The organism is Pseudomonas sp. R4-35-07 (assembly GCF_003852235.1).
GTDB lineage: Bacteria > Pseudomonadota > Gammaproteobacteria > Pseudomonadales > Pseudomonadaceae > Aquipseudomonas.
In genome coordinates this window covers 1,649,071-1,668,458 of the sequence record NZ_CP027732.1, presented here as the reverse complement: position 1 = coordinate 1,668,458, position 19,388 = coordinate 1,649,071, and the positions used below count along the sequence as shown (strand labels likewise).

Genomic DNA, 19,388 nt, shown 5'->3' with positions numbered 1-19,388 from the left:
GCCTTTGCCCGCGCCCTTAAGGAACGCCTTACTCAACGGTCAGTTTGCCGACCATGCCCGCCTGGTAATGCCCGGGAAGATTGCAGGCGAACTCAAGGTCAGTGGTTTTGGAGAATGTCCAAGTCAGCTCGGCGGTTTTTCCGGGCTCGACCAGCACACTGTTCGGATCATCGTGCTTCATCGCGCCATGGTTCATTTTACTGTGGTCCATTTCTCCCATACCGGTGGCCGTCAGCATGCCGCTGGCCTGCATCTGTAACATTTCCTTCTGGTGTTCGGCGTGCATGGCCGCGTCGCCGAGGTTGAACTCATGCAGCAACCGGCCTTTATTGACCAGCACAAAGCGCACCGTCTCACCGGCCTTGATGTCGAGGGACTTGGGCGAGAAAGAAATGTCCTGCAGGGTCACTTCAACCGTGCGTGTGGCCTTGTCCGCAGTGGCTGGTTGGCCGAAAGCATAGGTGTGGGCCCCATCGGCCAGGGCATCGAAACTCAGCGCCAACAGGCAGCCCGCCAGGAACACAGGTGTACGCAACGCCATCTTTGACTCTCCAAATGGGTGACTCGCTTGGCCAGCACTTTAAGATGGCCTCGCTGCCAGCCAACTGACTGCTAGATTACAACTTTGTCAGGTTGCCCCCTTACCGTTAAGCCCACGGTATAAAGCCCGGCGCCCACCGCTGCCAAGAGTCGCCCATGAAACTGCTGATTGTCGAAGACCAACCGAAAACCGGCCATTACCTGCGCCAGGGCCTGGCCGAAGCCGGGTTCACCACCGAACTGGTGGCCGACGGTATCAGCGGGCAGCACCTGGCGCTGACCGGCGACTATGACTTATTGATCCTCGATGTGATGCTACCCGGTCGCGACGGCTGGCAAATCCTGCAAGCGGTGCGCAGTGCCGGCCTGGACATTCCGGTGTTGTTCCTGACCGCGCGCGACGCGGTGGCGGATCGCGTGCACGGCCTGGAGCTGGGCGCCGACGATTACCTGGTCAAGCCCTTCGCCTTTTCTGAACTGCTCGCCCGCGTACGCAGCCTGTTACGGCGCGGCAGCAGTGCACCGCAGGAAAGCAGCCTGCAACTGGCTGACCTGCGCCTGGACCTGATCCGTCGCCGCGTCGAGCGCAGCGGCCAGCGTATCGACCTCACCGCCAAGGAGTTCGCCCTGCTCGAGCTGCTGCTGCGCCGCCAGGGCGAAGTGCTGCCCAAGTCGCTGATCGCCTCGCAGGTGTGGGACATGAATTTCGACAGCGACACTAACATCATCGAAGTGGCGATCCGCCGCCTGCGCCTGAAGGTCGATGACGCCTTTCCCAACAAGCTGATTCACACCGTGCGCGGCATGGGCTATGTACTCGAGGAGCGCTTCACTTGATCAAGCGTTTGTCCCTCGCCAGCCGCCTGGCGCTGCTGTTTGCCGCCTGCACCGCGGTGGTCTCGCTGCTGGCCGGCGTGCTGTTCAACCATGCCAGCGAGGCGCATTTCATCGAGCTGGACCAGCAGCAATTGGACAGCAAACTCGTGGCGCTGCGCAGTACGCTGCAGGGGGTCGACTCGCCGCACGCCTTCGCCCAGCGCGAACCCCAACTGCGCGCCGACCTCAGCCATCAACCCGACCTCGCCTTGCGCATCACGGCGGCCGGCCAGCGCTGGCTTGACGATGCGCCGGGCGTGGCGTTGCCCGAGGCCCCCGGCCTGCATAGCCTGCAAAACGCTGGCACCGCCTACCGGGTGTATAACGCGCCGTTGAACCCTGACCAACCCGGCTCGGCGCAATTGACCCTGATACTCGACATCACCCACCACCAGCATTTCCTGCAACGCATGCAACGCCTGATCTGGCTGACCGTCGGCCTGTCGGCCCTGGCCACCGCACTGCTCGGCGCCTGGGCGGCGCGCAGCGGGTTGCGGCCATTGCGGCGCATGGGTGAAGTCGCCGCCGGCGTGTCCGCGCATTCCCTGACGCAACGCTTGCCGCAACAGCAAATGCCAGCAGAACTGGCGGAGCTGGCCCAAATCTTCAATGCCATGCTGAGCCGGCTGGACGACGCGTTCCAGCGCCTCTCGGCCTTCTCCGCCGATATCGCCCACGAGTTGCGCACACCGCTGTCGAACCTGCTGACCCAGACCCAGGTCATCCTGACCCAGCCGCGCCCCTTGGAGGACTACCGCGAGGCGCTGCACAGCAACCTGGAGGAACTGCAGTGGATGGCGCAGTTGGTGAACGACATGCTGTACCTGGCCAAGGCCGATCACGGTTTGCTGGTGCCCAAGCGCGAGCCTTTGGCGCTGGCCGATGAAGTGGAGGCGTTGTTGGAGTTTTTTGCGTTGCTGGCTGAAGACGCCCACGTCAGCCTGGTGCGAGAAGGTACAGCCCATACGATGGGTGATCGCGGTATGTTGCGTCGGGCGCTGTCGAACCTGCTCGATAACGCGCTGCGATTTACGCCAGCGGGTGGCGAAGTGCGGGTACGCATGGTGGACGGCGTGACACTCACGATTGAGAACACCGGGGAAGGCATTCCAGCGCAGTTGTTACCGCGGTTGTTCGATCGGTTCTACCGGGCCGACCCGGCGCGCCATGAAGGAAGCAGCGAACACGCGGGGCTGGGGTTGGCGATTACCCAGTCGATAGTGCGGGCGCATGGGGGGCGAATTTTTTGTGAGTCCGGGGTTGGGTGGACACGGTTTGTGATCGAGTTGCCCCAGGGGGATTGATGCAGGCTGGGCAGGCCCTATCGGGGGCAAGCCCCCTTCCACAGTGGTCCTCATTTGCAGGAAGAATGAGGGCAAAATGTGGGAGGGGGCTTGCCCCCGATAGCGGTCTCAAACATTACGAATATCTCAGCGCATGCGCCGGCTCGATCTTCGCCGCCCGATACGCCGGGTAAATGGTCGCCAGAAAGCTCAACACAAACCCCGCCGAGCAAATCAGCAACACATCCCCACCTTGCAGCTCCGAAGGCAGGTTGCTGACGAAGTACACATCCGAACTGAAGATATGCTGCCCGCTCACCCGCTCCAGCCAGCCCACCAGTTCGCTCACGTTCAGCGCCGCAATCACCCCCAGCACGCCGCCGATCAGGGTGCCGACAACGCCGATCACCGTGCCCTGCACCATGAAGATCGCCATGATCTGGCGGGGCGTGGCGCCGATGGTGCGCAGGATCGCGATGTCCGCGCCCTTGTCGTTCACCACCATGATCAAGGTGGCGATGATGTTGAAAGCGGCCACCGCGACGATCATCAGCAACAGCAGGCCGATCATGGTCTTTTCCATTTTCATCGCGCTGAACAGGCTGCCCTGGGTGTGGGTCCAGTCGTCCGCCTTATACGCCGCGCCGAGGCTGGCGGCGATATCGGCCGAGACCTTGGGTGCCGCGTACAGGTCTGTCACTGCCAGGCGTACGCTCTGCACCTGGTTGGGTTGCCAATGCTGGATTTCGGCCGCGTCGGCCTTGTTGATCAAGGCCATGGAGCCGTCCAGTTCGGCACCCACCTTGAAGATACCCACCACGTTCAAACGCTGCATGCGGGGGGTGATTCCTCCGGGCGCGGTGCTGATTTCCGGAACGATCAACGTCAGTTTGTCGCCCACGTTCAGCCGAAAGCGACGCGCGGTGATGTCGCCGATCACCACGCCGAACTCGCCGGCTTTCAAGTCTTCCAGTTTGCCGCGCACGATATGCTGGGCCACGATCGACACCTTGCCTTCCTGGGCCGGGTCGACGCCGTTGATCTCAATCGGCTGCATCGCACCCTTGTAGGAGAACATACCGTCCATCTGGGTGAACGGTACCGCCGCTGTGACCTGCGGGTTCTTCATTGCAGCAGCGGCCACCGGCTGCCAGTCATCGATCGGGTTCACGCCCACGATGGTGGCGTGGGGCACCATGCCGAGAATGCGCGAGCTCATTTCGCGCTGGAAGCCGTTCATCACCGAAAGCACCACGATCATCGCCAACACGCCCAGGGCGAGGCCGATCATCGAGGTCATCGAGATAAACGAGACAAAACGGTTGCGGCGCTTGGCGCGGGTATAGCGCGTGCCGATGAAAATCGATAACGGTCTGAACATTCGCGGGCACCGTTGAAAAAATGAAAAAGCCCGGTTTCAAAAAAACGGGCTTGCAACAGGTCAGATAGCGACCAGATGACCTTCCTGCAAGTGCAGTACACGGTCCATCTGACGGGCCATGCTCATGTCATGGGTCACCACCAGGAACGCGGTGCGCATCTGGGTGCTCAGTTCCAGCATCAAGTCCTTGATGCCCTGGGCCGTGTGGGAGTCGAGGTTACCGGTGGGCTCATCGAGCATCACCAGACCTGGGTTGTTCACCAGGGCACGGGCGATCGCCACGCGCTGGCGCTCGCCGCCGGACAGCTCGGCCGGTTTGTGCTCCAGGCGATGGCCGAGACCGACGCGTTCCAGCAAGGCCGTGGCACGCTGGCGCGCCTCCGGGATCGCCGTCTTGCCGATCAACAGCGGCATGCACACGTTTTCCAGGGCGGTGAATTCCGGCAACAGGTGATGGAATTGATACACGAAACCCAGCGAACGGTTGCGCAGTTGGCCGCGCGCCTTTTCATTCAAGGCGGACAGCTCTTCACCGGCCAGCCACACGCTGCCCTGGGACGGCGTATCGAGGCCGCCCAACAGGTTGAGCAAGGTACTTTTGCCGGAACCGGAACTGCCGACGATCGCCACGCGCTCGCCCGGATGGAGTTCAAGCTGCAGGTTGGCCAGCACCACCACGGATTCCGGGCCTTCCTCGTAGGATTTGCCCAGGTTGCGGCAGCTCAGGATTGCTTTTTCACTCATGCCCGATTCACTCATAACGTAATGCCTGTGCGGGCTGGGTGCGTGCCGCGCGCCAGGCTGGATACAGGGTGGCAAGGAAACTCAGGACCAACGCGGCGCCGCCCACCATCAACACGTCCTGGGCCTGAACCTGAGACGGCAAGTAGTCGATGAAGTAGACGTCGGCGTTGAGAAACTTGTGGCCGAGCACTTTTTCAAGCAAGGCGATGGCGGCGCTGACATTCAGTGCGGCCAGAATCCCCAAGGCGGTGCCGATCAGGGTGCCGACCACGCCGATCACCGTGCCTTGCACCATGAAGATCGCCATGATCTGCCCCGGCGTGGCGCCGAGGGTGCGCAGGATGGCGATGTCGCCCTTCTTGTCATTCACCACCATCACCAGCGTGGAGATGATGTTGAAGGCGGCCACGGCGACGATCAGCAGCAACAACAGGCCAATCATGGCTTTTTCCATGCGGATGGCCTGGTACAGGTTGCCGTGGGTGCGGGTCCAGTCGCGGGCGTAATACTGCGATTCGCCCAGGTGCTGGGCGATTTCCCAGGCGCCGCGCGGTGCCTCGAACAGGTCGTTGAACTTCAGGCGCAGGCCCTGCACCTGGTCCGGCTGCCAGCGATGCAGGCGCGCCAGGTCCGTGAGGTTGGTCAAGCCGAGGTAGCCGTCGATCTCGCCGGCGCCGACGTGGAAGGTGCCGACCACGGTAAAACGCTTCATGCGCGGGAACATGCCGGCCGGGGTCACGGTGACCTCCGGCGCGACGAAGGTCAGCTTGTCGCCGACGCCCACACCAAGCTTGGCAGCGGCCTTGTCGCCGATGACGATGCCGAAGCTGCCGGGCGCCAGATCGTCGAGTTTGCCCTGCAACATGAACTTGTCGATGATCGAGACGTTGCGCTCCTGGGCCGGGTCGACGGCATTGAGCAGGATTTTCTGCACCTTGCCGTCGTTGGTCAGCAGCCCTTGCATCTGGGTAAACGGCGCAACGGCCAGCACCTTGGGGTTCTGCTTGACCTTGGCGGCCAGGCTTTGCCAGTCACTGATGGGCGCGTCGCCCTCGATGGTCGCGTGGGGCACCATGCCCAGCACGCGGGTGCGCATCTCATGATCGAAGCCGTTCATCACCGACAGCACCACAATCATCACGACCACGCCCAGGGCGAGACCGATCATCGAGGTCAGGGAAATGAACGACACAAAATGATTGCGACGCTTTGCACGGGTGTAACGCGTGCCAATAAATACGAAGAGAGGTCTGAACATGTCGGGGCTTGTTCGGAGGAAAAGAAGACGTCCCGGTGGCGGGGTCTGGTCAGCAGCTTTACACTCAGACCATTACCGTTACCTGGGGTTCGCCATGTCGACATTAGATGAAGAAGAGCGCCGCGAATACTACCGTATCGACGACATGATCGCACTCCAAATCAAACCCCTGTCGGCCCCCGACGCGGCGAGCAAGGAAGTGTTGCTGGATGATTCGCCGCTGTTCAATCTGCTCAGTGAACTGCACCTCAGCGAATTTGAGGCCCAGCACCTGCTGCGCCAGATCAACGAAAAAGACCGCAGCCTGGCGGCGTTCCTCAAAGTGCAGAACAAACGCCTGGACCTGCTCAGCCAGGTCATGGCTCGCGGGCTGCTCGGCGAGGTGGGCGCGCCGCAGCCGGTGATCCTTTCCGAAGGCGGCATCGACTTCCAGCACCCTGTGGCGCTGGCCCCGGACACGCACCTGGCGGTCAAGCTGGTGCTGATGCCCCAGGCCCTCGGCCTGCTGCTGCGCGCGCGGGTGACCCATTGCGATCCCAAGGGCGAGCGCTTTGACGTGGGCACGGAGTTCGAATCCATGACCGATGCCCAACGCCAGCTGCTGGCGCGCTACATCCTGCAGAAACAGGCCCAGGAACGTCGCCTGGCGCGAGAACAAAGCGACGAACTCTGAATGCGTATTCACGACGCCAGCGAGCCTGGCGCAAAGGAGCAATTGTGACCCTGATTTACGGCCATCGCGGTGCCAAAGGCGAAGCACCGGAAAACACCCTGACCAGCTTTCAGGAATGCCTCAAACACGGCGTGCGCCGCTGCGAACTGGATCTGCACCTGTCCATGGACGGCGAGCTGATGATCATCCACGACCCGACCCTCAAGCGCACCACTGACCGGCGCGGCAAAGTCGTCGAGTATTCGGCGGCGGACCTGGTGAAGATGGACGCACGCAAAGGCGGCCCAGGCTGGGTCAACCCATGCCCGATCCCGCGCCTGGAAGAGTTGTTCGAACAGTGCGACTTCGATCACTGGCAACTGGAAGTCAAAAGCGCTTCGCGCACTCGCGCTGCGACCACCGTGCTGGCGATCCGCGAGATGGCCGTGCGGTTTGGCCTGATGGACAAGGTCACAGTGACCTCAAGTTCACGGGAAGTGTTGAAAGCGGCGGTTGACCTCACCCCAGACCTGTCACGCGGGCTGGTGGCCGAATACGCCTGGCTCGACCCGTTGAAGGTCGCGCAGAACTACGGTTGTGAGTTCCTGGCATTGAACTGGACGTTGTGCACCCCCGAGCGGCTGGAAAAAGCCCAGCGCCAGGGCCTGCACGTATCCGTTTGGACAGTCAACGAACCTGCGCTGATGCGCAGGCTCGCCGACTTCGGCGTAGATAGCCTGATTACAGACTTTCCCGGTTTGGCCACTGCCACCCTCGGGAATTACTGAAATCGGTCTCCCCGGCCGGCTCAGGCCACCGGCCGGAGCCGCTCAAAAAAGCCGGTTGAGGCCGTCGTAGGCCGCTACCCGATAGGCTTCAGCCATGGTCGGGTAGTTGAACGTGGTGTTCACAAAATACTTCAGGGTATTTTGCTCGCCGGGCTGGTTCATGATTGCCTGGCCGATGTGCACGATCTCCGACGCCTGATAGCCGAAGCAATGCACGCCGAGCACTTCCAGGGTCTCGCGGTGGAACAGAATCTTCAGCATACCTTGCGGCTCACCGGCGATCTGCGCACGCGCCATGCTCTTGAAGAACGCCTTGCCCACTTCGTAAGGCACCTTGGCCTTGGTCAGTTCGTGTTCGTTCTTGCCGATCGAGCTGATCTCCGGAATAGTGTAGATCCCGGTCGGCACGTCGTTCACGTAGCGCCAGCTGCCGTTGTCGACAATGCTGCCGGCGGCAGAACGGCCCTGGTCATGGGCGGCGCTGGCCAGGCTTGGCCAACCGATCACGTCACCGGCGCCGTAGATGTTCGGCACGCAGGTGCGGTAGTTCTCGTCCACCTCGATCTGGCCACGGCTGTTGACCTTGACCCCGATGTTTTCCATGCCCAGCTTGTCGGTGTTGCCGGTACGCCCGTTGCACCAGAGCAAGGCGTCGGCCTTGATCTTCTTGCCGGACTTGAGGTGCAGGATCACCCCGTTGTCCAGGCCTTCGACGCGCTCGTACTCTTCGTTGTGGCGCACGGTGATGTTGTTGTTGCTGAAGTGGTAGCTCAACGCCTGGGAAATTTCCGAGTCGAGGAAGCTCAGCAACTGGTCACGGTTGTCTACCAGTTCCACCAACACACCCAGGCCGCTGAAGATCGAGGCGTATTCGCAGCCGATCACCCCGGCGCCGTAGATGATCAGTTTGCGCGGGGTGTGGCCCAGGCTGAGGATGGTGTCGCTATCGTAGATACGCGGATGGTGAAAATCGATGTCCGCCGGGCGATACGGGCGCGAACCGGTGGCGATGATGATGTGCTTGGCCACCAGCTTCTCGACCACGCCGTTGGCGCAGACCACTTCGACGGTTTGCTCGTCGGCGAAGCTGCCGGTGCCGAAGAACAGGTCGACGCGGTTACGGGCGTAGTAGCCGGTACGCGAAGCGACTTGCTTGGAGATGACCTTTTCAGCGCTCTTCAACACGTCCGGAAACGAGAACCAGCGCGGCTCGCCGATGGCCCGGAACATCGGGTTGGTGTTGAACTGCATGATCTGGCGCACGGAGTGACGCAACGCCTTGGACGGGATGGTACCCAGGTGGGTGCAGTTACCGCCGACCTGGCGACGGCTATCGACCATCGCCACCTTGCGCCCTGCCTTCGCAGCGTTCATCGCCGCGCCTTCTCCAGCCGGGCCGGAACCCAGTACCACCACGTCGTAGTTGTAGACAGCCATGCGTACTCCTCAGAACAGGCCAGGCGTACGGTTGGACGCCTGGCTAAATCATGCCGCGGCCAGCGGGCATGAAGGACAATTTGGCTCAAGTGTGTGAACCGGGGCACAGTCTATATAAGGCTCAACGCCGCGCACATTAACCCTTGGTCGCGTCATAGGCCAGTCTTGCCATACTAACAGGCCGCTAATCAGCGTCGATTTCGGGATGAGCATTATGCGGCAACTGTTTTGCTGATGGTGTCAGTTGTTGAAGTTGTGGCTGGACTACCGCTATCGGGGGCAAGCCCCCTCCCACAGTTTGATTTGCGAATACATTCAAATGTGGGAGGGGCTTGCCCCCGATGAGGCCCTCACTCGCACCACAAAACCCACAGGCATAAAAAAGCCCCGAACCAGCCGTAATGCTGTTCACTTAAGCATTTGAGCTAAAGCGGGGCTTCCTAGAAAATCCGATGCCAGACCTCTGGCATCGGATTTTTTTATGTCTGTTCAACAGGACCTGCTCGACCTCGGCGACCTTTTCAACTTCTGCGACCTAAGCACTTTCACCCAGAACATCCCCATTGAATGGGTTGCGTCTGCGCTGGATCTATCCAGTCAGGCCACTATTCGTCGGCGTCGCTTGCCCGCCGATCAGGTGCTTTGGTTGGTGCTTGGCATGGCGTTGTTTCGTGATGAGCCTGTCCATGAGGTCGCTAGACGGTTGAACATTTGCGCTCAAGGCCTCGCCTCCGACCACTTGTTGGCCCGAAGCGGCGTCACTGAAGCCCGCAAGCGACTAGGGGCCGATCCCGTTGAGTGGTTATTCCGTAAAACCGGCACTCAATGGGGCTTGGAGCGCTACGACGAGGACGACTGGCACGGTTTGCAGGTCTTCGCGGTGGACGGTGCGCTCTTGCGCACGCCGGACACACCCGAGCTTCGAGATCATTTCGGGTCAGGAAATACGCCCAGTGATCGTCAGACTCCCTTCCCCATGATGCGCTTGGTAGCGCTGATGAACGTGCGTTCGCACTTAATCCTGGATGCACAATTAGGGCCTTACCGGCGCAGTGAAATGCGCTTGGCCGACGAGTTTTTGCAGCAAGTCCCCGACCACTCCGTGACGCTATTCGATAAAGGATTTTGGGGCGCAGAAATGCTGTTGAGCCTGAGTAACACCGGAACCCACCGTCATTGGTTGATTCCCGCCAAAAAAGGCATGGTCTGTGAAGAAGTGATCCGTTACGGCGAGCACGACCGCTTGGTGCGCATGAAGGTCTCACCGCAAGCCAGAAAGAGAAATCCGGCTCTTGGCACCCACTGGGAAGCCCGCGAAGTCAGCTATGAAATCCAAGGCAGATTAAAAATCTGTCATGACGTCGTTACCAGCCAACACCTACAGCACCAAGGTCGTTGCCAAACTTTATCAGGAACGCTGGGAAATCGAATTGGGCTTTAGGGATATCAAAAGCTCTATGCAGCAGAATGCCGTGACCTTGCGCAGTAAAAAATCGACTTGGTCTATCAGGAGGTCTGGGGGCTTTTACTCGCTTACAACGTGATTCGCCGGGAGGCCGGTCAAGCAGCGGTAGCGTTTGGTCGAGCTCCGTCGGACATACGCTTTAAGCCCGTTTGCCAGTATATCGCCGTGCAGTTGATCGTGATGGCGGCAGCCAATCCGGTATCAGCCACAGGCAGACGCTTGGCCGAACTAAAGAAGGGTATCAGCAGCTTGTTTCTGGATCACCGCCCCAGACCTGCAAGGCCGAGGACGGTGAAGATCTCAAAAACCCGATTTCCAGTGGATCGCAATGCTGCTCCGCTTAAGTGAACAGCATTACGAACCAGCCGGGGCTTTTTCATTTACCGCTGATGCTTAGCGCGGAAACGCCGGCGGGTTAACCCCAGCCATGTCTTCCATCACGCGAACCACCTGGCAGCTGTAGCCGAACTCGTTGTCGTACCACACGTACAGCACAACGCGGTTGTCCTGGCTGATGGTCGCTTCGGCGTCTACCACACCGGCGTGGCGCGAGCCGACGAAGTCGGTGGACACCACTTCCTGGGAATTGACGAAGTCGATTTGCTTATGCAGATCGGAGTGCAGCGCCATGTAGCGCAGGTACTCGTTCATCTCTTCACGGGTGGCGGCTTTCTCAAGGTTCAGGTTGAGAATGGCCATCGACACGTTTGGCGTCGGCACACGGATCGCGTTACCGGTCAGCTTGCCGGCCAGTTCAGGCAGGGCCTTGGCGGCAGCGGTGGCGGCGCCGGTCTCGGTGATCACCATGTTCAGCGCGGCGCTGCGGCCACGGCGGTCGCCTTTGTGGAAGTTGTCGATCAGGTTCTGGTCGTTGGTGTACGAGTGAACGGTTTCAACGTGGCCGTTGACGATACCAAACTTGTCGTTCACTGCCTTGAGCACCGGCACGATGGCGTTGGTGGTGCAGGAAGCGGCGGACACGATCTTGTCGTCAGCGGTGATTTCAGTGTGGTTGATGCCGTGCACGATGTTCTTCAGCTTGCCTTTGCCAGGCGCGGTCAGCACAACACGGTCAACACCCGGGCAGGCCAGGTGCTGGCCCAGGCCCTCGGCATCACGCCATACGCCGGTGTTGTCCACCAGCAGGGCGTCCTTGATGCCGTACTGGGTGTAATCCACCTCGGACGGGTTCTTCGCGTAGATCACCTGGATCAGGTTACCGTTGGCGGTGATGGTGTTGTTTTCTTCGTCGATGACGATGGTGCCGTTGAACGGGCCATGGACCGAGTCGCGACGCAACAGGCTGGCGCGCTTGGTCAGGTCGTTTTCGGCGCCTTTGCGCACCACGATGGCCCGCAGGCGCAGGCCGTCGCCGCCGCCGGTTTTTTCGATCAGGATGCGCGCCAGCAGACGGCCGATACGACCGAAGCCGTACAGCACAACGTCGGTGCCTTTGCGGGCAGCGGCGTTTTGCTGGCCGACCACGTCGGCCATTTCTTCACGCACGAACTGCTCGGCACTACGGCCGGCGCCTTCTTTACGGAATTTGTACGCCAACTTGCCCAGGTCCACCGACGCCGCGCCGAGCTTGAGTTCGCTCATGGCCTTGAGCAGTGGGAATGTTTCGTGGACGGAGAGTTCGCTGTCGTCGGCGGAACGGTGACGCGCAAAGCGGTGAGCCTTGAGAATCGCGATGACGGACTGATTGATCAGGCTGCGGCCATAGATCGAGCTCACCACATTGTTATTGCGGTACAGCTGGCCGATAAGCGGGATCATCGCTTCTGCGAGTGCTTCACGGTCGATCCATTCACCAAGACACTGGTCGGGCTTCTGAGTCACGGGAACCTTCCACATGTAGGGGCAGAAAAAAGGGGCTACATTATGTCGCCCGACTGCCCGTTGAGCAATGCGCGACAGGCAACAAAAAACCCTTGCAAAAAAATACCACCCCGCTACAGCCCAGGAAATACGCGGGTTCCAGAAGGCCACTAGTTTGCCGAGCAGCTCGACTTGTCCGTAACCCTCCTAAACATTCGCGTATTTTGGCACTACATATTGAGTCAAAACCGACGATTGTTTGTCTTAGCCACTACATTTCCAACAAACCGTAATAGGCACAGTCAGCAACTGACAGGCGGCACCTCTGGCCGCTACAATTACCGACTTTGTCGCAACGCTTGGAGCTCAACCTTCCGTGCCCGTTCTGCGTCTACCGCTACTCCCTGCCGCGGCAGGTAAACAGCACTGGGGCAACCTGCCCGGTGCCGCCCTGAGCCTGGCCATTGCCGAGGCTGCCAGCGCAGCCAAGCGCTTTACCCTGCTGCTCACCGCCGACAGCCAAAGCGCCGAGCGGTTGGAGCAGGAGCTGAGCTTCTTCGCCCCCGATTTGCCGGTGCTGCACTTTCCCGACTGGGAAACCCTGCCCTACGACCTGTTCTCGCCGCACCAGGACATCATTTCCCAGCGCATCGCCAGCCTGTACCGTTTGCCGGAACTGGCCCACGGCGTGCTGGTGGTGCCGATCACCACGGCCCTGCATCGCCTGGCGCCGACCAAATTCCTGCTGGGCAGCAGCCTGGTGCTGGATGTCGGCCAGAAACTCGACGTGGAGCAGATGCGCACGCGCCTGGAGGCCACCGGCTACCGCTATGTCGACACGGTGTACGAACACGGCGAATTCACCGTACGCGGCGCATTGATCGACCTGTTCCCGATGGGCAGCAAGTTGCCGTATCGCATCGACCTGTTCGATGACGAAATCGAGACCCTGCGTACCTTCGACCCGGAAAACCAGCGCTCCATCGACAAGGTCGAGTCGATCAAGCTGCTGCCGGCGCGGGAGTTCCCGCTGCAAAAAGATGCGGTCACGCGCTTCAAGGCACGCTTTCGCGAGCGCTTCGACGTGGACTTCCGCCGCTGCCCGATCTTCCAGGACCTGAGCAGCGGGATTACACCGGCCGGTATCGAGTACTACCTGCCGCTGTTCTTCGACGAAACCTCCACCCTCTTCGACTACCTGCCCCAGGACACCCAGGTGTTTTCGCTGCCGGGCATCGAACAGGCTGCGGAAAACTTCTGGAACGATGTGCGCAACCGCTATGAAGAGCGCCGCGTTGACCCGTCCCGGCCGTTATTACCGCCTGGCGAACTGTTCCTGCCGGTGGAAGATTGCTTCGCCCGCCTGAAAAACTGGCCACGCGTGGTCGCCAGCCAGCAGGATGTGGACGCCGGCAGCGGCCGCGAGCGTTTCCCGGCAAGCACGCTGCCGGACCTGGCGATCCAGGCCAAAGCCACGCAACCGCTGGAAGCGCTGTCCAACTTCCTCGGCGATTTCCCTGGCCGCGTGCTGTTCACCGCCGAATCCGCCGGGCGTCGCGAAGTCCTGCTGGAGCTGCTCGAACGCCTCAAGCTGCGCCCGAAGACCGTCGATAGCTGGCCGGATTTCGTAAAAAGCAAAGAGCGCCTGGCGATCACCATCGCGCCTCTGGACGAAGGCTTGTTGCTGGACGACCCGGCCCTGGCGCTGATCGCCGAAAGCCCGCTGTTCGGCCAGCGAGTGATGCAGCGTCGCCGCCGTGAAAAACGCGCCGACGTCAACAATGACGCGGTGATCAAGAACCTCACCGAGTTGCGTGAAGGCGCGCCGGTGGTGCACATCGACCACGGTGTGGGCCGCTACCTCGGCTTGCAGACCCTGGAAATCGACAACCAGGCCGCCGAATTCCTCACCATGGAATACGCCGAGGGCGCCAAGCTCTACGTGCCGGTGGCCAGCCTGCACTTGATCGCGCGCTACACCGGCAGCGATGACGCCCTGGCGCCATTGCACCGCCTGGGCTCGGAGACCTGGCAAAAAGCCAAGCGCAAGGCCGCCGAACAGGTGCGCGACGTCGCCGCCGAACTGCTCGACATCTACGCCCGCCGTGCGGCCCGCGAAGGCTATGCGTTCGCCGACCCGAAAGCCGACTACGCCACCTTCAGCGCCGGCTTCGCCTTCGAAGAAACCCCCGACCAGCAAACCACCATCGACGCCGTGCGCGCCGACATGCTCGCGCCAAAGCCGATGGACCGCCTGGTGTGTGGCGATGTCGGCTTCGGCAAGACCGAAGTGGCGATGCGCGCGGCCTTCATTGCGGTGCATGGCGGCAAGCAGGTGGCGATCCTGGTGCCAACTACCCTGCTCGCCCAGCAGCACTACAACAGCTTCCGCGACCGCTTTGCCGACTGGCCGGTGAGCGTGGAAGTGATGAGCCGTTTCAAGTCCGCCAAGGAAGTGAATGCCGCCATTGCCGACCTTGCCGAAGGCAAGATCGACATCGTGATCGGCACGCACAAACTGCTCTCGGACGATGTGAAGATCAAGAACCTGGGCCTGGTCATCATCGACGAAGAGCACCGCTTCGGCGTGCGCCAGAAAGAACAGCTCAAGGCCCTGCGCAGCGAAGTCGACATCCTCACCCTCACTGCCACGCCGATTCCGCGTACGTTGAACATGGCGGTGTCGGGCATGCGCGACCTGTCGATCATCGCCACGCCACCGGCACGCCGGCTGTCGGTACGCACCTTCGTGATGGAGCAGAACAAAAGCACGGTCAAGGAAGCGCTGCTGCGCGAATTGCTGCGCGGTGGTCAGGTGTATTACCTGCACAACGACGTAAAAACCATCGAGAAGTGCGCCGCCGACCTCGCCGAACTGGTGCCGGAGGCCCGCATCGCCATCGGCCATGGGCAGATGCGTGAGCGCGAACTCGAACAGGTGATGAGTGACTTCTACCACAAGCGTTTCAACGTGCTCATCGCCTCGACCATCATCGAGACCGGTATCGACGTACCCAGCGCCAACACCATCATCATCGAACGCGCCGACAAGTTCGGCCTGGCCCAACTGCATCAATTGCGCGGCCGGGTCGGGCGCAGTCACCACCAGGCCTACGCCTACCTGTTGACGCCACCACGCCAACAGATCACGTCCGACGCGGAAAAACGCCTGGAAGCGATCGCCAACACCCAGGACCTCGGCGCCGGCTTCGTGCTGGCCACCAACGACCTGGAAATTCGCGGCGCCGGCGAATTGCTCGGCGACGGCCAGAGCGGGCAGATCCAGGCCGTGGGTTTCACCCTTTATATGGAAATGCTCGAGCGCGCGGTGAAAGCCATTCGCAAGGGCGAACAGCCGAACCTCGACCAACCGTTGGGCGGTGGCCCGGAAATCAACCTGCGCTTGCCGGCGTTGATCCCCGAAGCCTACCTGCCGGACGTGCACGCGCGGCTGATCCTGTACAAGCGCATCGCTTCGGCCACCGACGAAGAAGGCCTGAAGGACTTGCAGGTGGAAATGATCGACCGCTTCGGCCTGTTGCCGGAACCGACCAAGAACCTGGTGCGCCTGACCCTGCTCAAATTGCAGGCCGAACAGCTGGGCATCAAGAAAGTCGACGCGGGGCCGCAAGGCGGGCGTATCGAATTCGAAGCGCAAACGCCGGTGGACCCGTTGGTGCTGATCAAGCTGATCCAGGGCCAGCCCAACCGCTACAAGTTCGAAGGCGCTACGCTGTTCAAGTTCATGGTACCGATGGAACGTGCCGAAGAACGCTTCAATACCCTGGAGGCGCTGTTTGAGCGCCTCATTCCGAAATCTGCTTGAAGGACGCCTCCATGCGCGTGTTCCGCATTCTGAGCCTGCTGTTGCTGGTATTCGCGCCTTCGGCCTTTGCCGACAGCCCCTACCAGGTGGAGATGATCCTGGTGCGCCAGAATGCAGAGCCGGTGATCAACAGCCGCGCCGCGCCAGAAAACTGGGATGGCGGTGCGCAGCGCCTGGGCGAGCTAATGAGCCCGCCGCGCCTGGGCACTATCGTCGAGAAACTGCGCGCCGATTCCAACTACACTGTGCTTGCGCACAAGGCCTGGGAACAGAGCCTCGGCGAACAGCCAGTGAAGATCGCGATCACCGACGGCCAGGAGCAATTCGGCCAATTCCCGATCGAGGGCGTACTGAATTTGCAACTGGGTCGCTTCACTGATATCGACGCCGACTTCTGGATCAACCAGTTCGACAGCAACGGCAGCGTGATCGCCAGCGAACACCTGAGCCAGAAAGACGTGCGCACCAAAAACAATCAGCTCAATTACCTGGATGGCGGCCACCTGGCGCTGCTGATCAAGATCACTTCGCTGACCGCCAAGCCCCCCAGCGCACCACCGCCCGACATGCAGGACTGATCCCGCGCCATGCCCCTGACAGCGTCGCTGACCAAACCCCTGGCCCCTTCGTGGGCCAATCGCTTCAAAGAGCAGAGCCTGGAGCGCGGGCGGCGTTACGCGCTGGAGAATCGGGTGCGCATCGTCGAATCCGGCGACAGCACCATCACCGCCAGTTGCGAAGGGTCGGGCGGCAACGTCTACCGGCAGACCATTTCGTTGCGCGAATCGGCCAAGGGCATGCTGATTCTGGTGGACAGCCGCTGTACCTGCCCGGTGCACACCAATTGCAAACATATTGCTGCGGTGCTGCTCAAGGTGCAGGAAACCCTGGCCTACCCGGCGGCGGCTCAGGATGCCGAGCTGCTGGGAAAATTGCAGGCGGTATTGGATAACCGCGTGGTGCTGCCGCAGGTGGTCATGGAGGATGTACGCCCTGTGCCGCGCCTGTGGCTGGCCAGTGTGGAGTTCAGCGCGTTCGAACCGCGCAATGGCAAGATGCAGCGTTACATCCAGCATCGCGCGGCGCTGTCGTTCAACTATCTGGGCAACTATGTCAGCGGGCAAAAGAACGCCGATATCATCGTGCGCCAGGAAACCCAGAGCCTGCGCATCAAGCGCCATCCCGAACTGGAACAGCCTTATCGCGAACACTTGCGCTTGCTCGGGTTCAAGATCGCCACGCGCCAGAGCAAGGCCCTGCCGGAAAGCGCCGGCGAGCTGTTCGAGATGGTCAATGACAGCGCCTGGTTGAATTTCACCCTCAACGCGTCCCCTGCACTGCGGGCCGAGGGTTGGGAGCTGCAAATCGATGAAGATTTCGGTTTTGACCTCAGCCCGGTGGACGACTGGTACGCCAGCGTCGATGAAGCACCCGAGCGTGACTGGTTCGATCTGGAGCTGGGCATCATCGTCAACGGCGAACGGCTGAGCCTGCTGCCTATCCTGCTGAACCTGATGCGTTCCCACACCGAGATCCTCAACCCGGAAAAACTCGCGCGGCGCCGCGATGATGAATTGATCCTGGTGAACATTCCCGGCCTGCCCAACGGCCACGGTCCGCTGCAAGTGGCGCTGCCCTACGGGCGATTGAAGCCGGTACTGGCGACCCTCGGCGAGTTCTACCTGCAGGAACCCGGCACCACCACATTGCGCCTGGCCAAGGCCGATGCGGTCCGCTTGAACCCGCTGGAAGACCTGCCGCTGCAATGGGAAGGCGGCGAGAAAATCCGCAACTTCGCCCAGCGCCTGCGGGACATCAAGGATTTCACCTGCGTGGCGCCTGAAGGTTTGAATGCAACCTTGCGCCCTTACCAGCTGGAAGGCCTGAGCTGGATGCAGTCGCTGCGCCAATTGGAGGTGGGCGGGATTCTCGCGGACGACATGGGCCTGGGTAAAACCTTGCAGACCCTGGCGCATATTCTTATGGAGAAAAATGCAGGACGGCTGAATCGACCGTGCATGGTGGTCATGCCTACCAGCCTGATCCCCAATTGGCTGGATGAGGCCGCGCATTTCACTCCGCAATTGCGGGTGCAGGCGCTGTACGGCGCAGGGCGTAAGAAACATTTCGCCAATCTGCAGGATTATGACCTGCTGTTGACCACCTACGCGCTGCTGCCCAAGGACATCGACACCCTCGCCGCCCTGCCCTTGCATGTGCTGATCCTCGATGAAGCCCAGTACATCAAGAACCCCACCAGCAAGGCGGCGCAAGCGGCCCGCGAGCTGAATGCGCGGCAGCGCCTGTGCCTGAGCGGCACGCCGCTGGAAAACCACCTGGGCGAGTTATGGTCGTTGTTCCACTTCCTGTTGCCGGGCTGGCTCGGCGATGTGAAAAGCTTCAACCGCGATTACCGCGTCCCGATTGAAAAACGCGCCAGTGAGGTGCGATTGCAGCACCTCAACGGCCGGATCAAGCCGTTCCTGCTGCGCCGCACCAAGGAACAGGTGGCAACGGAACTGCCGCCCAAGACCGAGATTATCCACTGGGTCGACCTTAACGAAGCGCAGCGCGACGTGTATGAAACCATGCGCCTGGCCATGGATAAAAAGGTCCGCGACGAGATCACCCGCAAGGGCGTGGCACGCAGCCAGATCATCATCCTTGAGGCACTGCTCAAACTGCGCCAGGTGTGCTGCGATTTGCGCCTGGTCAACGATGCCGCCCTGCCCGCCCGCGGCAGCAGCTCGGGCAAGCTCGACAGCTTGATGCAGATGCTCGATGAATTGTTTGCCGAGGGCCGGCGGATCCTGCTGTTCTCGCAGTTCACCTCGATGCTGAGTCTGATCGAGGCTGAACTCAAGCAGCGCAAAATCGCCTACGCCCTGCTGACCGGCCAGACCCGCGATCGGCGCACACCGGTGAAGGACTTCCAGAGCGGCAAGCTGCAGATTTTTCTGATCAGCCTGAAAGCCGGCGGCGTCGGCCTGAACCTGACCGAAGCCGACACCGTGATCCACTACGACCCCTGGTGGAACCCGGCAACCGAAAACCAGGCCACCGACCGTGCCTACCGCATCGGGCAAGAGAAGCCAGTGTTCGTTTACAAGATGATTGCCCGAGGCACGGTGGAGGAGAAAATCCAGCACTTGCAGAAGGAAAAATCCGACCTCGCGGCGGGTGTGCTGGATGGGCGTTCGACCGGGGATTGGCAGTTGGGTAATGAGGATATTGAAGCGTTGTTTGCACCGCTGCCGAATAAGCAAGAGAAGCGCTGACTGTCGGATCGCCATCGGGGGCAAGCCCTAATGCCAGTC

General features: G+C 61.0%; 13 protein-coding genes and 1 pseudogene. 8 read left to right on the top strand and 6 right to left on the bottom strand.

Translation table 11 applies throughout. The annotated features are described in order from the left end of the window. Nucleotides 1-28 precede the first annotated feature (28 nt). Nucleotides 29-541: a plastocyanin/azurin family copper-binding protein gene (locus tag C4J89_RS07585; RefSeq protein WP_124414129.1), complete on the bottom strand. Its 513-nt coding sequence runs from the start codon at nucleotides 539-541 to the stop codon at nucleotides 29-31. A 155-nt stretch (nucleotides 542-696) separates the two neighbouring features. Between C4J89_RS07585 and C4J89_RS07580 the strand changes: the two genes are divergently transcribed. Both C4J89_RS07580 and C4J89_RS07575 read left to right on the top strand, forming a co-directional pair. Next, complete coding sequence (locus C4J89_RS07580; RefSeq protein WP_124414128.1) at nucleotides 697-1,377, top strand: heavy metal response regulator transcription factor; 681 nt, start codon at nucleotides 697-699, stop codon at nucleotides 1,375-1,377. Next, entirely contained in the window at nucleotides 1,374-2,720 is a 1,347-nt protein-coding gene (locus C4J89_RS07575; protein ID WP_124414127.1) for a heavy metal sensor histidine kinase, read from the top strand. The genes C4J89_RS07580 and C4J89_RS07575 overlap by 4 nt, the downstream gene beginning before the upstream one ends. A gap of 115 nt (nucleotides 2,721-2,835) precedes the next feature. Here C4J89_RS07575 and C4J89_RS07570 read toward each other — a convergent pair whose 3' ends face one another. From C4J89_RS07570 to C4J89_RS07560, 3 genes are read right to left on the bottom strand one after another with little or no spacing between them, the layout of a single operon-like run. Further along, on the bottom strand, nucleotides 2,836-4,080 hold the full coding sequence (locus C4J89_RS07570; protein WP_124366282.1) for a lipoprotein-releasing ABC transporter permease subunit: 1,245 nt from the start codon (nucleotides 4,078-4,080) through the stop codon (nucleotides 2,836-2,838). A gap of 60 nt (nucleotides 4,081-4,140) precedes the next feature. Further along, nucleotides 4,141-4,824, bottom strand: coding sequence for a lipoprotein-releasing ABC transporter ATP-binding protein LolD (gene lolD / locus C4J89_RS07565; protein WP_164484517.1), 684 nt, complete (start codon nucleotides 4,822-4,824; stop codon nucleotides 4,141-4,143). Nucleotides 4,825-4,831: 7 nt separating this feature from the next. After that, nucleotides 4,832-6,082, bottom strand: coding sequence for a lipoprotein-releasing ABC transporter permease subunit (locus C4J89_RS07560; protein ID WP_124366280.1), 1,251 nt, complete (start codon nucleotides 6,080-6,082; stop codon nucleotides 4,832-4,834). A gap of 94 nt (nucleotides 6,083-6,176) precedes the next feature. Here C4J89_RS07560 and C4J89_RS07555 point away from each other — a divergent pair, with 94 nt between their 5' ends. Beyond that, on the top strand, nucleotides 6,177-6,755 hold the full coding sequence (locus C4J89_RS07555) for a PilZ domain-containing protein (RefSeq protein ID WP_124361807.1): 579 nt from the start codon (nucleotides 6,177-6,179) through the stop codon (nucleotides 6,753-6,755). 44 nt (nucleotides 6,756-6,799) lie between these two features. Next, the gene (locus C4J89_RS07550; protein ID WP_124414126.1) at nucleotides 6,800-7,522 is read left to right on the top strand and encodes a glycerophosphodiester phosphodiesterase family protein; all 723 of its coding nucleotides are present in this window, start codon (nucleotides 6,800-6,802) and stop codon (nucleotides 7,520-7,522) included. Between the two features lie 42 nt (nucleotides 7,523-7,564). Here the strand turns inward: C4J89_RS07550 and sthA are convergent, their stop codons facing one another. After that, nucleotides 7,565-8,959, bottom strand: coding sequence for a Si-specific NAD(P)(+) transhydrogenase (gene sthA / locus C4J89_RS07545; RefSeq protein WP_003189670.1), 1,395 nt, complete (start codon nucleotides 8,957-8,959; stop codon nucleotides 7,565-7,567). Between the two features lie 481 nt (nucleotides 8,960-9,440). On the opposite strand from sthA, the pseudogene C4J89_RS07540 reads away from it, so the two are divergent. Beyond that, a pseudogene (locus C4J89_RS07540) lies at nucleotides 9,441-10,772 on the top strand (IS4 family transposase). 45 nt (nucleotides 10,773-10,817) lie between these two features. Here C4J89_RS07540 and C4J89_RS07535 read toward each other — a convergent pair. Further along, complete coding sequence (locus tag C4J89_RS07535; RefSeq protein ID WP_124361805.1) at nucleotides 10,818-12,281, bottom strand: glyceraldehyde-3-phosphate dehydrogenase; 1,464 nt, start codon at nucleotides 12,279-12,281, stop codon at nucleotides 10,818-10,820. A 340-nt stretch (nucleotides 12,282-12,621) separates the two neighbouring features. Between C4J89_RS07535 and mfd the strand changes: the two genes are divergently transcribed. Genes mfd through C4J89_RS07520 form a run of 3 tightly spaced genes read left to right on the top strand, consistent with a single transcriptional unit; the run spans nucleotide 12,622 to nucleotide 19,349 of the window. Further along, nucleotides 12,622-16,071: a transcription-repair coupling factor gene (gene mfd / locus C4J89_RS07530; RefSeq protein ID WP_124414125.1), complete on the top strand. Its 3,450-nt coding sequence runs from the start codon at nucleotides 12,622-12,624 to the stop codon at nucleotides 16,069-16,071. A gap of 11 nt (nucleotides 16,072-16,082) precedes the next feature. Beyond that, nucleotides 16,083-16,649 (top strand): CsiV family protein, encoded by a 567-nt coding sequence (locus C4J89_RS07525; protein WP_124414124.1) that lies wholly within the window; start codon nucleotides 16,083-16,085, stop codon nucleotides 16,647-16,649. A gap of 9 nt (nucleotides 16,650-16,658) precedes the next feature. Continuing rightward, complete coding sequence (locus tag C4J89_RS07520; protein WP_124414123.1) at nucleotides 16,659-19,349, top strand: DEAD/DEAH box helicase; 2,691 nt, start codon at nucleotides 16,659-16,661, stop codon at nucleotides 19,347-19,349. The last annotated feature ends 39 nt before the right edge of the window (nucleotides 19,350-19,388 follow it).

What these genes read in the sequence shown, in the direction of transcription:
- C4J89_RS07585 (WP_124414129.1), bottom strand. Translation starts at nt 541, where the DNA reads ATGGCGTTGCGTACACCTGTGTTCCTGGCGGGCTGCCTGTTGGCGCTG.
- C4J89_RS07580 (WP_124414128.1), top strand. Translation starts at nt 697, where the DNA reads ATGAAACTGCTGATTGTCGAAGACCAACCGAAAACCGGCCATTACCTG.
- C4J89_RS07570 (WP_124366282.1), bottom strand. Translation starts at nt 4,080, where the DNA reads ATGTTCAGACCGTTATCGATTTTCATCGGCACGCGCTATACCCGCGCC.
- lolD (WP_164484517.1), bottom strand. Translation starts at nt 4,824, where the DNA reads ATGAGTGAAAAAGCAATCCTGAGCTGCCGCAACCTGGGCAAATCCTAC.
- C4J89_RS07560 (WP_124366280.1), bottom strand. Translation starts at nt 6,082, where the DNA reads ATGTTCAGACCTCTCTTCGTATTTATTGGCACGCGTTACACCCGTGCA.
- C4J89_RS07555 (WP_124361807.1), top strand. Translation starts at nt 6,177, where the DNA reads ATGTCGACATTAGATGAAGAAGAGCGCCGCGAATACTACCGTATCGAC.
- sthA (WP_003189670.1), bottom strand. Translation starts at nt 8,959, where the DNA reads ATGGCTGTCTACAACTACGACGTGGTGGTACTGGGTTCCGGCCCGGCT.
- C4J89_RS07535 (WP_124361805.1), bottom strand. Translation starts at nt 12,281, where the DNA reads ATGTGGAAGGTTCCCGTGACTCAGAAGCCCGACCAGTGTCTTGGTGAA.
- C4J89_RS07525 (WP_124414124.1), top strand. Translation starts at nt 16,083, where the DNA reads ATGCGCGTGTTCCGCATTCTGAGCCTGCTGTTGCTGGTATTCGCGCCT.
- C4J89_RS07520 (WP_124414123.1), top strand. Translation starts at nt 16,659, where the DNA reads ATGCCCCTGACAGCGTCGCTGACCAAACCCCTGGCCCCTTCGTGGGCC.